This is a genomic window from Paenibacillus sp. EKM206P, from assembly GCF_011066155.1.
GTDB lineage: Bacteria > Bacillota > Bacilli > Paenibacillales > Paenibacillaceae > Paenibacillus > Paenibacillus polymyxa_D.
Genome location: NZ_JAAMNQ010000010.1, coordinates 113,076 through 130,075 on the forward strand (window position 1 = coordinate 113,076; position 17,000 = coordinate 130,075).

The window sequence follows — 17,000 nt, forward strand, 5'->3', positions numbered from 1 at the left end:
TAATGTGAGGGTTATCAGCTGTTTTGATCCTTTATCCCTTATATCCCAAGGATTAGGAGAGTTGATCCCCCCATGTTGGCCTCGGCGATGGAGGAGCTTATGTTCAGAATAAGGAAACTAGGGATTATCATTTTCATGACTTTTGTACTATTTTTACAAATGGGCTTAAACGGGGTCATTTGCACTGTAAATCAGGCTAATGCAGCATCTTTAGGCGCTGTCCCGATCGAGGGTTATGATGCCGTTTTTGTATTGGATACCAGTTATTCCATGAGGGATACCGATCCTGAGGGCATTGCCGCGGAAGTCATCAATATGTTTATGGATTTGAGTGATGCAGACCGCACACGCGTCGGATTCGTTGCCTACAATCATCACGTGGTCGCCTCGAAACCACTCACTTCGATTGCCGTGGCAGCGCAAAAATCCCAGATCCAGCAGGAAATCAGAACACTTAACCGTTCCGGTTATACGGATTTGGGACTTGGGTTGCGCAAAGGCTCGGAGCTTCTAGCGGCAGGAGCATCCCAAGGGCGTCAGCCTTTTATGATTCTATTGTCAGATGGAGAGACTGATTTTGGTGCCTCCTCTGGTTCCCGATCCAAAGGTGACTCCAATAACGATGTATCCTCTGTCATCAAATCTGCACAGACCAAAGGATATCCGGTGTACACGATTGGTCTGAACCATGATGGCACAGTGAACCGACAAGAACTCGAACGGATCGCTTCTCAAACGGGTGGAGCTTCTTTTATTACGAGTAGTGCCGAGGATCTGCCGGAAATTCTGAACCGTATTTTCGCCAGTCAAATTCGCTCCAAGCTCGTTCCAATTGCTGCAATTACGACCACTGGCGAGATGCAGGAATTAACTGTAACTCTACCTGATTCCAGTATGGAGGAAGCCAATCTGGTGCTTTTGTCGGAGCATCCCCTTCTGGAAACACAGCTATATTCCAATTCAGAAAATGTCCGCAGGTACAAGTCGAGCCGATATGCGATTTTAAAAATCGAGCATCCACAGGCAGGCAAAGTGAAGTTGAAACTACGGGGCATACGCGGGGATTTGGTGAAAATCAATTTACTTGGCAGCTACCGACTGGAAGCCGAAGCAACCATAGGAGGAAAGCAAGCATCGGCAACTCATGGCGACAAGCCTGTGCAGTTGCTGAAAGGTCAAGCCACACCGTTTCAAGCTCAGCTCCTGTTACCCGACAGTCAAAAGCTTACGGATGAAGCCGTATATACGTCTCTCCAAGCCCATATTATTGTTACTCCAAAGGGGGGCACAGCCAAAAAGGTGCCTATGACCTATAAGTCAGGAGCCTTCCATACCGAATATGCGTTCCCTCAAACCGGGGATTATACATGGCAGCTATCTCTGGATAGTCCGCAATGGTACCGTAAGGGAACTGTACATAAAGTTCACGCGGCCAATGCAGCGCCACAGGTCTTAAAAGACCTGACGATTCACCTGGTGAAAGAAGACGGTGATTCCCGTCGAAGTATATCGGATTTTATTGTTGACCCGAATCATGACAAGCTGAACTATAAGTTGGATTCAGAAGCCTCTGGGGATGCGATCCATGCTGAGATTAACGGTAATGATCTGCTGCTATCCGAGCTCCGCACAGGTGACTCTCAGCTAAAGATTACTGCCACCGATCCGGAAGGAGCATCCAGCAGCGCTACACTAACCGTTACCGTACAATCTCGGTATACAGCCATTAAATGGACAGTAGCCATCAGTATCGTGGTAGCCGCTCTTCTGTATTGGTTCTTGCGGCCGAAGCCGCAGTTTGCCGGAAGAATCGAAGGATATTTTCTCGCTACAGCAAGTGGGCAGGAGATTCCGGTAAAATCCTGGCCGCTCACCTCCTTTCCGGGTCGTAAGGTCAGCTTGCAGGAGTTGTTCCGTACGCTTGACGTTCACGAACCGTTGCCAGAAGCGGAACGGATCCTATTTTCCGCAGGTAAAAAAGGGAGCCTGATCGTGAAACATGATACACGCTGTGCCTTACAGCATGGAAAGATCAGATTAGCTCGCAACAAAAAAGCGGTCATGGAGTACAGTGACAAACTGTACATTACATTCGAGGATGGTGTCACTGAAATCGAGCTGCGATACAAAGCGATTAAACCAAATACTTCAGTGTACACCGACCATATCCAAGCTCCGACAGGATAATGTCGGTCACAACGTAAAAAAAGAGAAGCGCCGTCTCTTACGATTAACGAACCGTAAGAGTAGGGCGCTTCCCTTTTTTTATCCAATATTCCGCACGTAGTGCGGCTTTAAACCATCGAAGTGAGCGGCAGCGCTTGTTAGCCTGTACCTCCAGACCACGCCGAATGACATACGGCAGCAGAGAAAGTCCCGCATTTTCAATCTGAATCCGCTCAGCATGATCTGCAAATAATCGGCCTGGCACATCTGGCGGAGGTGTTCCTTTTCGGCAATAATACAGCGTAGCGGCCAAACTATAGATATCCGACACAGGTCCCTGCTGCGAACGATTAGAGTAAAATTCCAGCGGAGAATAGCCCGCCGTGGTGAAAATCGGATGCTCTTTGCCTTCAAAATGCACAGCCGAACCAAAATCAATCAGCTTGACGTTGCCATTTTCCCCAATCATAATGTTGCCCGGCTTAATATCCCGATGAATAATTCCTTTGTCATGAATGTACTCCATGGCATCAATTAAAGGTAGCAGCGTATGGTACAAAAAAGTGGGGTCATACGTTGGCGCAGCCTCTTCTTTCATCATTCGATCCAGTGTCTTGCCTGCACAGTATTCCATGACCAGATAGGCAGTTCCATTTTCCTCAAAGTGATCTATATAACCGACAATTCCCGGGTGACTTAACTCCTTCAACATTTGCCCTTCACGCAAAAAATAATGCATAAACTCCACGTATTTGGATTGCATAGAAGCACCGCAAGTGACCGTTTTTCGATCCATCCCCCGCAAAGCCAGTGCATTCGGAAAAAATTCCTTCACAATGACCTTTTCTCGGTTATCCAACAGCCTTGCCGTATACACGATGGCCAGCTCACTGCGGGACAAGGCGCTTCGAATTTGATATGTATTTCGCAGCTTCGTATTGCGGGCAAGCAGATTCCCGCTTGTATCCACGATCATGACTCGTCCTCCTGTCAGGTTCTTAGCTTATGTCTTTTGTATATATCGGCTTATTACACATCTTTTTATTATACCGTAAAATAGATTATTGGAAAAACAAATAACCTGCCATAATCTCCCACAGAGAAATGATGACAGGTCTTTTGGCATTCATCTGGTCCTTTTTTCTCAAATCCTTTAACCCAGTTTTGTTCCGGGCTTCATGCTACGCACACTGTTCGTATTTTTCTTCCGTTCACTGCGCAGTTTGCCTTTACCTTGTTCCGGAGTGCGAATGGTGAGGGCAATTAGGAACGATACGACACACAGCACCGCAATCGTGGTAAAGGTCGGGATGAATCCGCCGAGCAAGGCTGCGATAAATGATCCCGCCAGCGCACCGAGGCCAAAGCCTTGATACACAATACCATAGTTTTTGCTTTGATTTTTCAGACCGAAGAAATCAGCTACGATGGCAGGAAAGACTGTAATGTTGCCGCCGAAGCAAAAAGCAATTCCTGCTACACAGGCAAAGAACAAACCATAATTCAGCGGTAATAGACTCAGCACTGTAACTGCAACCGCCGTTGTTAATAGAGCACCCGCTACTACTTTCAGACGACCTACTTTATCCGATAGCGCACCTAAAATGATCCGACCTGCCGTATTGAAAATAGCGACCATAGCGACCGCATTCGCGGCTGTTGCTACATCTAGGCCGGCCATCCGTACGCCGATATCTTTGACGACTCCAATCAGGTATAGACCACTCATACAAGCGGTAAAGAACATGACGAACAGCAGGTATGCCTGCTTGGTGCGCAGCATTTCTTTAACGGTGTAGTCCCGCTGTACAACCCCATTTTGTACCGAAGGCTTGTTCACGACTACAGCTTCTTTTACCAGGAAAGAACCACCCACAATCATGATCAGCACGATCATTCCCCAATATAAGAACGCTTGCGATACACCAACGGACTGAATCAACGAACCATTAATATACTTGAATATAAGACTGCCTGTTCCATATGCCCCAACCGAAATACCGGAAATAAGTCCTTTTTTCTCAGGAAACCATTTAATCAGATTAGAAAGTGATGTAATATATGCCGTTCCATCCGCAAAACCTACGACAATACCCGCCAAAATATATAGCAGGGATAACGAAGTTACCTGTGAACTGAGCATGAGCCCTGCTCCTAACACGACACCTGCACACAAAATCAAACGACGTAGTCCCCATTTATCCTGTAGTTTGCCTGCGAATAAGGTAGCAAACGCCAGTGCAAAACTGGTAATTGAAAATGTAATGGCAACCGAACTGAGGTTCCAGCCAAAGCGGTCCACCAACGGTTGATTAAATAAACTCCATGTGTAAATGGTTCCTAATCCCATTTGTACAATTATTGTTCCAAGTACGACAAGCCAACGATTTCCGCTGTTTGTTTTCATTTCAATCTCCTCTTTTCATTCCGGCTCTACAGCGTCAATTTGTGATTATGATAACCGGGAATCCAGTATACTTTGCGCCTGAGGAGGAGCAAGTCTGTAAGGATTCTCTCTACACGGGTTATTATAACCCTGCATGTCAGCCAGAAATCGTTTGAGGAATGAAATGCACATATAGCGGAATGAAATGCCTTTAAAGTCGCATAATTTGCCGAAATTCCTTGGCCTTGCTACGGCTTACTGGAATTTCAGCCTCTAGTCCACGCAAACGCAGGAGATACGTATGATTAAACCAAGGTACAATTTCACGGATCTGCGACAGATTAACTGTGTACGATCGGTGACAGCGGAAAAAGTCCTGCTGCGGCAACCGGCTATGAAATTCTGAAATGCTCATCGGCATCGTATATTCTTCGTGCCTAGTAAAGACACGGGTCACCTTTTCCTGCGCACACGCATAGTAAATATCGTTCGCATCCGTTACGATGATTTTGTCATTTTTCAGCAGATTAATACGACCTGGCGCAGCAACGGTGCTGGCTTCAGCAGCTCGGGGTTGCGCCGTCTGGACAGGCTCCTGTATTGGAACGTTCTGCTGCTCATAAGCATTTTCCAGCTTACGTAGCATAGATGCGATCCTTTTTTCATCATATGGTTTGAGGATGTAGTCGAACGCCTCCAGTTCAAAAGCCTGCGCCGCATGTTCTTTATAGGCGGTCGTAAAAATAATATAGGGCTTTTTGGCAAATTTGCTAATGTTCTGTGCCAGTAGCATCCCGTCCAATGAAGGAATGTTAATGTCCAGAAAGATCGCGTCCGTCTCCTGATCTTGCAGAAACCGAAACACATCTAGCCCATCCTCGAAACTATCGGTCACCTCAATGTTGCTATGAGTCTGAATAAGATACTCCAGCTCTTCACGTGCCGGAAGTTCGTCTTCTACAATTATGGCCTTCATGACTTCTCCTTTGGTATGTCAAAATAAACTTCGGTGCCCGGCTCATGCTTTAGAATAATAACTCCTTCGCCGTACATAAGCTTGAGCCGTCTGTGCACATTGTACAAGCCGATCTGTTTAGCCGGAACCCGATCATGATACAGGTTATCCACAACATCATCGCGTATACCCACCCCGGTATCTGCCACAGAAATACGCACCTTTTCTCCACGATCCTTTACAGAAATGGTTACTGTACCTGCCCCCTTTTTCTTGAGGATTCCATGATTAATCGCATTCTCAACCAGGGGCTGGATAATAAGGCTTGGAATACGCACAGACACCTCATCCATTACATACTCTACCTGAAGCCGGTTGCCGAAGCGTGCTTTTTCAATTTCTACGTAATCAGACACCTGCTGAAGCTCCTTATGAATTTCAATCAAATCATCATTCAGCTCCAAATTATAGCGCAGATAACCCGATAAATTAATGATTAGCTCTCGGGCCTTATCCGGCTTGGTGCGTGTCGTAGAGGCAATGGCGTTCAGCGCGTTAAACAGAAAATGGGGATTAATTTTCGTTTGGAGTGCCTTTAACTCAGCTTTATTCGCCGCTTCCTTAATTTGCTCCACACGCGACACTTCCATTAACGTGGAAATGATTTGAGACAAGCCAATCGCCATCGTCTGCAACGGATACGTGATTTTATAAGCTTTGCGATAATAAATCTTCAAGGTTCCGGTTACTTCTCCCCGCTCTTCTAACGGAATAATGAGCAGAGACTGGATTTGGGGTGTTTTATCGTCTGCAATATGGTTGCGAATCGTGATTTTACCGCTGCGGATTGTCGATTTAGTCACATCGCTAATGATCTCATCTCCGATGTGATAACGCTCTTCGCCAAAACCGACATAGGCCAGCACATCTCTGGTATCCGTAATCGCCACCGCGTCTGCCTTGATGTCTTCTTTTATAATCGAGCAAATCGTATGCAAGGATTCGGCATTAATGGAGCGAAAATAAGGTAACGTCTTATTGGCAATATCCAGTGCCAGCTTGGCCTGTCTGGCCGCGATATTCTCCTTTTCCCCCTCCACACTCTGTATCAACAGAACGATTAAACCGATACTGACTTCTCCGATAATCATCGGTAGACCAATCTTGGAAACGATGTCCACTCCAAGGCTATGGGGTTGTGCCATCACCATAATGAGCAGCATCGTCAACGCTTCGCAGACCATACCTGCGGCGATACCGACCAGCCATCTCTTGGAACGATTGACCCGGCGGCCGATGTATCCTGACACCACACCTGCCAGAATACTCGTAATCAGACACGGAATCGAGGTCACTCCCCCGATATCAATCAGATAACGATGGATACCCGATATAATACCTGTAACGATCCCAACCCAGGGTCCAAACAAAATACCGCCTGCCATAATTGCTATGATTCGAACGTTAACAAGCGAACCTTCAACTTCAATCCCGGTGTAGGTGCCGAACAGTGCAAACATGCAAAAAATCAATGTTAGTATGGCCAGCTCTGCCGGAGAATGACTGTTCTTTTGCAAGGTTTCCTTAAATCGGGGGATACGTGTAATAAAAAATAAACAAATTAGTAACAACGCTGCGCGCTCAAATAGCTGCATCAGCATTTCCAACAAGGCGTTCACCTGCGTTCCTCCCAAATAAAAACGAATATGCTTATGTTATCGTGTACGTCGTTCATACACACCATACCCAAGTATCATCAAGCCACATACGAATAAAATAATAACAAATATATTGTCAACAAAACTCGGCATATCAGGTTCTGACATAGATATACCTGAACTATTCAATTTAACAGGGACAGAATTCGCAGCCCATTGAATGACGGATATAAAGCGCTCCATCGTATATATCACTCCACTACCCAATAGGCTTAACACGCCGATTAACAAATATTTAAACTCCATAGAATTTCTCCCCCCTTAGTTATAAAGCATTTAAACTGCCACAAATTATACCATCAACTTCCATCTAATTATAGCTTCTAGAAATCGCCTCTTCTTCATTTCCCTTCTTCAAACGCAGAAAAAAACCGGAGAGTACCGCTTGATAGCGATACTCCCCGGCTCTCTAGTCCGATGAAGAAGCTTGTCGGTTATTTGCTTTTGCTGATTTCGGTAGGACTGTTGTACTCCTTCTGATCATGTACCAGTTCTTTTAATTGGATAATCAACGCCTCTAGCTCACTAAACCCGGTCACCATATTGGAGGTTATATTTCGTTGTTCCTCTACTCCAGCCAAAATTTGTTCTGATGCTGCACTCGCCTGTTCCGTTACACTTGAAAATTCCGTCATCTCTTGAACAACCTGAGATGAATACTGCTGCATGCTATTCGTACTGTTTTCCACATCCACGGCCTGCATCAGCACTTTATTGGCGTTTTGCAGGATGTCTTCCAGTACAATTTCGGTCGAATGTGCCGATTCCATACTTTGCTGTAGCCTGTGCTGTCCCATGTCAAATTGGCTTACGACAGAATCCATCTGAGTTCTCAGTTGAGTCAAAATAGCTTCCATCGCCACCGAGGTGTTCCCTACCATTTCAGCCAAATTACGCACTTCGCCAGCTACGATGGCAAATCCTTTTCCATGCTCTCCCGCTCTGGCGGCCTCAATGGATGCATTCAAGGACAGCAAATTAGTTTGTTTCGAGATTTGAGTAATATCTTTAAGCATGGCAGACATGTTATCACTTTGTACTCTAAACTCGTCCAGTTCTTCTTTGGTACGACTCATGACTTGACCCAAATCCTTAATTTGAGACGTCAATGCAAGCAGTTGACTGCTCCCTCTGTCCCCGGCATTTTTCGTATCTTCGGAAAGCTGCTTCAGTTCTCGGGAATGATCAGCTACCTCTCGCACGTGCTGGTCAGATTGAGCCAAGTTATCCGTAACCTCGGTGATATTCGAAGCTTGCATTTCTACCCCTTTGGCAACCTCCTGAAATCCGATAGCGACTTCATTTGTCACGCTGCCCGTCGCATCTACTTGATTCCTGAATCGTTCTGTAAAGCTATGCAATCCAGCCACTGCTTGTCTAACTTGCTCAAACAGAAATTCAATTCGTTGCCTTGTAGCATCGATATCTTTATTTTGCTCTTCACTTTTCTTAAACTGCTTTTGATTTAACACCGATACCACTAACAGTAGCAAACCAATGAGTAAAACAATAATAAACTCATGCACATAGCGCAAAGAACCGGTAGCCGGGGGAATTGGGGGCGTACCGATTGTTATTTGCACAAATATATTACAGAGATTTAAGGTCATAGCTACCAGAAAATACCGGTAAGACGGATACAGCAAAAACAAAGAGCAAATTAATATGGTGGTCCCTACCTCGACGTTAGATAAGTTCAAAAATATACACATTAATACGCTAAAAAACGTAGTAATCCACGGAATAAGGCGGATTCCTTTCTTTTTCACATTCAGGATCGTTAAAACTGCCGCGACTACAAATCCTACACCATTAGATACCCACATCGAGGGATTAGATAATGCCGGGACGATGCCGCTCAAGGCCATAATCCAAAAAATAATGATCACCAATTTGTTTCTTTGCCACAACAATTCACTCGTTCTGTCCATGATTGTGTACGCGCTCCTTAGAATATATATTAGGTATTTATAAAATAAAAATGTAAATACCATACTTTATATATCGTCATATCAGAACACGTAGTGAATGAAAATCATGCAAACACTCCACATTCCCTTTAATCGTCAAATTACAACAGGACAACTCTTAAAGGGAAAGAGTATGTAATTGTAAATAAATGAATGCAAAGAATCGCCCCCCTGACAGGGAGCGATTTTGAATTCATTTTTGATGATCTTTGCAATTGGAAAAGGTTCATGTACCACTGATAATATTAGGATTCCTTGTTTTCAGAAGCCTCTTCAGCGCCTTCGGTTGCCGCTGCATCACCTTCCACAGCAGCATTCTCTACTTCAACTGCACGTGGAACGATAATAGAAGCAAGCAGTTCTTCTTCAGGGACGTGCAGTGTTACTCCTTTAGGGAGTTTCAAGTCGCTAGCGCTCAGCTTGTCGCCAACATCCAGCGCGGATACATCCACCTCAATGGTAGATGGCAAATCAGCCGGAAGACCTTCGACCTCAACTTCCGTTTCCTGAACTTGCAGAATACCGCCTGTTTTTGTACCTGCAGGTGTACCCTGATAATCAATAGAAACACGCACGCGAAGCGGTTTGTTTTTGGAGATTTTCAGAAAGTCGGCATGCAACCATTGGTTATCACGCTGTTGATAATCTTTAATAATAACTGGAATGGTTTCTCCACCCTCTACTGTGAGGTTAAACACCTCTGAACGTCCGGTTTTGACTACTTTATTAAATTCCTTGGCATCGACATGTACAGGGGTTCCTTCAAGCTCAGAGCCGTAAACCACAGCTGGAATCCGTCCTTTTAACCTCAATCCACGAATGGCCGAACCCTTCTTCTCTGTTCTCGGCTGGGCGGTCAGTTGAATACTTCCTCCATTAGAACTCATGATATACAACCTCCTTCAGGTTACCTTACAAATGATTTTCCTCCAAGAATCTTGCCTGTTTACCAGTCGTACTACAGGATGTAAGCCAGCTAGCTGGCAAAACTAAACAAGTCCATAATTCTATTTTACCCCTTTTTTCTGAAACTGACACACGTTTGCATAAAAAAATAGCATTTCTCGAAATGATCGAAAAATGCTATTTTTGTGTATATACGCAACCAAGCACGCAAGTCTAACCGGCCCGATTATCATTTACCAGTAACAAATATTCTTCTCTGCCACTATGAATCAGTACCTGCATCACAGACTGGTTCTGGTCTATATCAATATATCGATCTGCCTCAACATCCTTGGCATCCCAGTGATTAAGCCGGACAATGTAGCCAATTCGCTGTATATCAGGAGCCACCTGAATACGCGCTATTGCACGACCGTCATCCAAATCCCGAAATTCGACATGTCCGTCGCGATGCCCAGTTCCCCATACCCATACGTTCCAGCCAGTGTATTGCCGATCTGTACGCTCGTAGATCAGTTCAATCGTACGAAATGGAGCGACTTCATTATCGTTTCCAAGCTGCACATCTGTCAAAGCCATGGCTGTACCTGCAATTTCTTGATCTGTTCCCTCATCCGAGTCTTCCAATTCGTTCTCCGCCTGACGATTAGCCTGATCTTGTTCAGTCAAAAAGGAGACTCGTGCAGGTTCTTCCTGATCATATAACACCATCATTGACCAGCGCGATACAGTTACACGATGGCCTACGACTTCATACCGTGTCTCATTACCAGCCCCGTGTGCGTCCACGACCACATGCCAACGATCCGATTCCGCAGGCAATACTATCGTCTGCTCCGTATCCGAGCCGTTATAAATCACCACAATATGATTCCAGGCATCGCCGTTAGCATGGTGCCTCAAAGCAAAGGCCACCACATGCCCACTGCTTTGCAGCACTTCCATGTGCTGCTCCACCAGCTCACGTTGGTCCATTCGGAATGCTGGGTGGCTGCGTCGCAAAGCAATTAAGCCTTGGTAGTAATCAAACACGGGGCGAAACCTCGCCTTGTTATCCCAATGAATGGCATTGACCACATCTGAGCTCCGGTAACTATTGTGGTCTCCATATTTGGAGCGCAACAGTTCATCCCCTGCATGAATAAAAGGAATACCTTGAGATGTGAGTACCATGCCGTTGGCCAACAGGGACTTGCGCACGGTTTCGTCCTCTAGCAGGTTATTTTCATCCAGTTCCCCATACGGATCTGCTTCGGCAACAGCATGTTCAGGTGTCCTCCCATCCTGTGGCTTCCCCTGCTCCCATTGTGGAAAACGACAGTGCTCCCGCAAATGTCTTACCGTCAAAATTTTATCCCACAGATTGAGATTATCGTGGGCAGTTACATAATTGACGGTCTCCGATGGCTGAGCTGTGAAATCATGAATAGCCCCAAAAGCACCTTTGAGCACCTGCTCCTCCTGATGTTCTGCCCCCGTGGCAAACCCGCTTCCAGTACCGTCGCTATCCCCCTTAATAGCAGAACGGTAGTTGTCGTTAAAAACAGCAAAGCCTTTGTCCCGTTGTGTTCCTTTTAGCGTAAGCAAGGGTTGTGGAGATTCTCCTCCCGTCCAAGGCTCACCATAGATCAGCAGATCCGGACGCACTTCAGAGCGAAGTTCTTGCGTAAGCTGCACCACGGTTGGTGTATCAATCAGACCCATCAGATCAAATCGAAAGCCGTCTATATGATATTCCTCTGCCCAATAGCGTAGTGAATCCTTGATATACTTGCGCACCATCGGACGTTCGGTTGCCACCTCATTGCCTACACCTGATCCATTGGTGAGCTGCCCTTGTTCATCCGTGCGGTAATAATATCCAGGTACAACAGGCTCAAATGGCCCCTGTTCCACCGAATACGTATGGTTGTATACAACGTCCATAATGACACCGATGCCGGCAGAATGCAAAGACTGTACCAGCAGTTTCAGCTCTCGTATACGTGCCTCCGGATCAGCCGGATTGGAAGAATAAGACCCCTCCGGCACATTATAATGCTGGGGATCATAGCCCCAGTTATATTCAGTATCTAATTCCGCAAAGTCATTCACCGTATGAAAATCAGCTACTGGAAGCAAATGAACATGTGTAATGCCCAGTTCCAGCAGATGATCCAGCCCGATACTGTTCCCCTCAGGATCCTTCAATCCCGTATACGTAAAGGCCTCAAACCGTCCCTGAGCAGCAGATAAGCCTTTTTTCCCTGTATTAAAATAGGTATCCATCGAAAAATCACGCACATGAACCTCATAGAGAATGGCATCCGTCGGCCGCTTAAGGGTAGGCCCCGCATCCAATTCCCATCCATCCGGGTTGGTTTGAGCCAAATCAATGATCGCTGTACGTTGCCCGTTGGCTGATACCGCTGTGGCATATGGATCGGCAGCATAATGAACAGTGTTGTCCGCCCACTCCAGCCTGTACATGTAATAATATTTGTTCCAGTCACCTTCCAGCTCTATAGACCATACCCCTTGATCATCACGGATCATGAGAAATTCCTGACCCCCGCCGTGCTCCTGAACGTTCCCCTCCTGATCGTACGCCCCCGCATCGCTATACAACGCTATATGGACCTGCTTCGCAGTCGGGGCCCATACCTTGAACTTGCTGCCCGCAGGCGTATAAGTAAGACCCAAATCATAGCCTTCATATATGGGATATTTTGTGTGCTCAAGCTCCTTAAGCTGATTGAAATCTGACATTTCTGTTCACCACCCATTTCTGTACATCGGCTTACAGCCTCTGTTCATCCATCATTTATGATGTTTATGACTTGTCAATATACCTTAGGATTTTATAAAATCTTCACCTAATAGGCTATCAAAATAAGACAAGCTTGAAAAGCTGGATGATTTAAACAAGGATGACGCTTCCATTTCAACACACACTCCATTTTATGACAATACCATGAACAGGCTACAACTTTTGCCCTTAGGATATAACAATAGTTAGAAAAGTCAGGACAGTCTTCGATTATCCATTTGAAAAATATCATCAGCAATCCGCATGGTAGAACTTCGGTGCGAAACAAGGACAATCGTTTTATCTTGCTGCTGTTCCTTTAACGATTTTAAAATAATGGCCTCGTTCAGGCTGTCCAAATTGCTGGTAGGCTCGTCGAGCAGTAAGAGAGGCGTATCATGGACAAAGGCTCTGGCCAGCCCCAAGCGTTGACGTTCTCCACCAGACAGCCTGTCCCCCAATTCTCCAACTCGGCTGTCATACCCCTGAGGCAAGGTCATAATAAAATCGTGCACGGATGCCTTACGTGTTGCTTCCACCACCTGCTCATGTGTAGCATCAGGCTTTCCGATTTTGATATTAGCTGCAATGGAATCATCAAACAGGAACGTATGCTGGTCGACATAGCTCTGTAAGCCTCTCAAATGTCGGGTTCCAATTTCCTTCAAATCGTGTCCGGATAGCAAAATTTCACCTTGCTGCGGGTCCCTAAATCGCATCAGCAACTTCAGCAGTGTAGACTTGCCAGAGCCGCTTTTACCCTGAATGCCTAAAATCCGCTTATGCGGTATCATGAGACTTACATCATTCAGCACCGTTTGACCATCGTATGAAAAAGTCACCTTGTCTACTCGTGCCCCAGTAAAGGCGACACTCATCCCGTCGATATTTTCCTCTACCTCCGGAGTTTCCTCCAATAGACTCAACACTCGTTCCCCGCTCGCCAGCGTTTGAAGCAAATTGTTGGACAGATTGCTCAGTGCGATGACCGGACCAAATGAACTAAACAGGGCAATGACAGAAATCAGCATACCTGTAAAGTCAACCTGACCATTAGACATACCGTACAATCCAGCCAGCAGCATCAAGAATGAGAATCCAACTACAGCCGCATCTGTGATGGCTCTTGTGATGCCTTCATGATGCTTTAAGTCCTTCTGCTTGGCATCCAATTGATCCGTATGACAGTTAATCTCATTCAAACGTTGTTCTCCTTGCCCATATTGCACAATTTCCTTCATCCCCCGTAAGCTGTCCAAAAAATAACTGCTCAGCTTGCCAAAGCTGCTGCGGTATTCCATCCCCTGACGCTTGCCCATACGTGACGTGAGTAAGGGAATAAATAAACCGACAGTTAGGTAAGCAAGCGCAGCAAGCCAGCCTAGCAGAGGCTCATAAGAACCAATAAAAAACACCATGAGCAGTGAGGTGATGATGCCAATCATAACAGGAGCTATCGTATGCGCATAAAATACTTCCAGCAACTCAATATCACTTGTAATGAGTGAGATCAGATTTCCCTTGTCCTTGCCTTCCAATTTGGCTGGAGCGAGTCTTCGCAGGGCTTGAAGCACCTTGTCACGTAGTACAGCCAGCAGCTTGAAAGCGAGATAGTGACCACTCATTTGCTCGCCATAACGGAATACGCCGCGCAGTACGGCGCAAACCACGATCGTCGTCAGCAAAAACGATAGGGTGTAGCCTGTCGTGATGCCCGTTGCTGTAAGCAGAGCCAGGGCTCCAAACACTATAATGCCAATGGCGCAAACAAAACCAAGCACTCCTGTAACAATCGTGATGAGCAGCACAGGTAAAAGAGGTCCCGCCAATACCAATAATTGGCCCATGATCCGTAATCCGTGTCTACGCATATACAGCCCCTCCTTTTCCAAACTGCTCTACCCGATGTTGACTGAGATACATCTCCGCATAATGCCCCTGCTGGCTCAACAGCTCATGGTGCGTCCCGGATTCTGCCACCAAACCGTTTTGCAGCACATAGATACAGTCGGATTGGACTACGTTTTCCAGTCTGTGAGAGATAAGAATCACTGTTTTTTGACCTGCCAGCGCATGTATTACCTCCATAATGCCTTCCTCACTTTCACTGTCAATGTTAGAGGTGGCCTCGTCAAAAATGTACACATGACTATCATGCAGCAATGCTCTGGCTAGTGCTAGCCGTTGGCGCTGTCCTCCTGACAGATTGGCTCCCTGCTCTTCCAGTTCTGCTTCCAGACCTCCTTCTGAGAGGATAAAATCATACAGCTTCACTTGTCGCAAAGCTTCCAGCATGTGTTGCTCATCCGCGTGCTCATTGCCCATTTTTAAATTTGCTTCCACGGTGCCTTTAAAAATATAGCTGTTAAAACCGATCCAGGTCATATGACGCATGCGGCTTTCTTCCGAAATATCGGTAAGCTCGGTTCCTCCAATCGTCAGGCTTCCTCGATACCCCTCGTGATGCCCAACAATCAATCCGGCTACCGTACTTTTACCAGAGCCTGATTCCCCAACAATGGATACAAAGCTGCCCTGGGGAATATCCATGGATACATTTCGTAAGGTATCTCTTTCGTCGTAGGCGAAACTCACCTGTTCCAGACGAATATCTGTGGTTTCTATGCTTTTTTGTCCTTGTATAAGGTCCTCTGTGCTCAACATTTGGAATATTTTGTCACTTGCAGCCATTCCGTTCATGGCGATATGAAAGTAAGAACCCAGAAGACGCAGAGGAATAAAAAATTCTGCCGACAGCAAAACAATGATGATTGCTCCTGCCAAGCCAATTCGTCCAGAAGAATATTCGCTTACCGCGACCAGTACACCCGCAGCGGCACCACCAAATGCGATAAGATCCATAATGGCCACGGAGTTAAGCTGCATAGTCAGCACTTTCATCGTCATTTTGCGAAAATCTTCAGCTGCTGTGTTCATTTCCTGATGTTTATCCTGGTCTGTTCCGTACATTTTGAGCGTAGTCAGACCTTGCACATTCTCCAAAAAGCTGTGGCCCAAATTGACGTAACTACCCCAATATTTCCGAAAAAGCTTTTTAGCCATCCTCATAATGACAATGATCGACACTGGAATTAAGGGAACGCAGATCAATAGTATAATGGCTGCTTTGAAGCTGACAAAAGAGAGGGTAATGAATAACGTTACGGGGGCAAGCAGACTGTAAAATAGCTGAGGCATATATCTACCGAAATAGGTTTCAAGCTGCTCTACCCCTTCTACAGCAACCTGAATAACCCCCGAGGTGGAGGTATGATCTGTATATGCGGGCCCTATCTTCAGCAACTTGCTGTAAATTTGCGAGCGCAGCGTTTTTTTAGCATTTACCGAAGCACGATAGGATAACATACTGGCTGCATAATTGCTCAGGCAGCGAACTGCAATAGCAGCAATAACAATGACCGTCATAGATAGAATCAGCTTGCGAGTCACTTGTCCTTCCCATGCCTGCTGCATAACAAAGGCCATAGACAACACAGCGGCTATACTCCCCAAAAGACCGATCCACTGCACAAGCACACCCCATACGATATATTTTCGAGAATGTTCCACTAGACCGAGCAGACGGCTGTCGACCATTTTAGACTTTTTTTTTGGAGTAGGTGCAGGTGAAGATGATGGTGTTATTTTTGCTGCAGCGTTTCTCACTGTTCCGATTCGGAATATAAAGTAATAATATTTAAAAAGGATGACCAAGACGATGAGCGTTTTGCCCCACACATTAGGGGTGAAAATAAAGCCTATAATCAGCATCGTTGACGCTAAGCCCAATGTCGTGATTTTCGTAGACAGCTTCAACGACCTTGTTTGAACAAAACTCTCTAGATGCTTTTGGTACAGGGAGGTATTCGAAAACCACTGGTGAATCCTTTCGGACCCCCGCATAAAGAAAAAGGTCGCGAGCAGCAGAAACGGTGTAGTCGGTAGCAATGGTAGCACTACACCAATAACTCCAAGCGCCAAAAATAAAAACCCTAAGGTAATATAGATCGGTTTCACTATAATCCTCCCTAATAGTTATAATAGTAATGATTTCATTTTATAGATAATGATAATCATTATCAATATAAACAATTTAAGCAGGTTGTTATGT

11 protein-coding genes are annotated in these 17,000 nt (G+C 45.7%); 1 reads left to right on the forward strand and 10 read right to left on the reverse strand.

Annotation, left to right across the window (positions count from 1 at the left end; genetic code table 11):
• Positions 1-99: 99 nt before the first annotated feature.
• Positions 100-2,187: a vWA domain-containing protein gene (locus G9G53_RS19105; RefSeq protein ID WP_238437891.1), complete on the forward strand. Its 2,088-nt coding sequence runs from the start codon at positions 100-102 to the stop codon at positions 2,185-2,187.
• A gap of 43 nt (positions 2,188-2,230) precedes the next feature.
• Here the strand turns inward: G9G53_RS19105 and G9G53_RS19110 are convergent, their stop codons facing one another.
• The 10 genes from G9G53_RS19110 to G9G53_RS19155 all read right to left on the reverse strand — a co-directional run bounded on the left by G9G53_RS19110 (position 2,231) and on the right by G9G53_RS19155 (position 16,906).
• Entirely contained in the window at positions 2,231-3,142 is a 912-nt protein-coding gene (locus G9G53_RS19110) for a serine/threonine protein kinase (RefSeq protein WP_029515684.1), read from the reverse strand.
• Positions 3,143-3,319: 177 nt separating this feature from the next.
• The gene (locus tag G9G53_RS19115) at positions 3,320-4,573 is read right to left on the reverse strand and encodes an L-lactate MFS transporter (RefSeq protein ID WP_029515685.1); all 1,254 of its coding nucleotides are present in this window, start codon (positions 4,571-4,573) and stop codon (positions 3,320-3,322) included.
• Positions 4,574-4,763: 190 nt separating this feature from the next.
• The gene (locus tag G9G53_RS19120; protein WP_029515686.1) at positions 4,764-5,528 is read right to left on the reverse strand and encodes a LytR/AlgR family response regulator transcription factor; all 765 of its coding nucleotides are present in this window, start codon (positions 5,526-5,528) and stop codon (positions 4,764-4,766) included.
• On the reverse strand, positions 5,525-7,186 hold the full coding sequence (locus G9G53_RS19125) for a sensor histidine kinase (protein WP_176715758.1): 1,662 nt from the start codon (positions 7,184-7,186) through the stop codon (positions 5,525-5,527). Before G9G53_RS19125 ends, G9G53_RS19120 begins: the two co-directional genes overlap by 4 nt.
• Before the next feature lie 36 nt (positions 7,187-7,222).
• Complete coding sequence (locus tag G9G53_RS19130) at positions 7,223-7,471, reverse strand: hypothetical protein (protein WP_165149643.1); 249 nt, start codon at positions 7,469-7,471, stop codon at positions 7,223-7,225.
• 188 nt (positions 7,472-7,659) lie between these two features.
• Complete coding sequence (locus G9G53_RS19135; RefSeq protein WP_029515689.1) at positions 7,660-9,156, reverse strand: methyl-accepting chemotaxis protein; 1,497 nt, start codon at positions 9,154-9,156, stop codon at positions 7,660-7,662.
• 284 nt (positions 9,157-9,440) lie between these two features.
• Complete coding sequence (locus G9G53_RS19140; protein WP_029515690.1) at positions 9,441-10,082, reverse strand: 50S ribosomal protein L25; 642 nt, start codon at positions 10,080-10,082, stop codon at positions 9,441-9,443.
• Between the two features lie 232 nt (positions 10,083-10,314).
• On the reverse strand, positions 10,315-12,849 hold the full coding sequence (gene pulA, locus G9G53_RS19145; RefSeq protein WP_029515691.1) for a type I pullulanase: 2,535 nt from the start codon (positions 12,847-12,849) through the stop codon (positions 10,315-10,317).
• A gap of 255 nt (positions 12,850-13,104) precedes the next feature.
• Positions 13,105-14,760: an amino acid ABC transporter ATP-binding/permease protein gene (locus tag G9G53_RS19150; protein WP_165149645.1), complete on the reverse strand. Its 1,656-nt coding sequence runs from the start codon at positions 14,758-14,760 to the stop codon at positions 13,105-13,107.
• Positions 14,753-16,906, reverse strand: coding sequence for a DUF454 family protein (locus tag G9G53_RS19155; RefSeq protein ID WP_165149647.1), 2,154 nt, complete (start codon positions 16,904-16,906; stop codon positions 14,753-14,755). Before G9G53_RS19155 ends, G9G53_RS19150 begins: the two co-directional genes overlap by 8 nt.
• Positions 16,907-17,000: the final 94 nt, after the last annotated feature.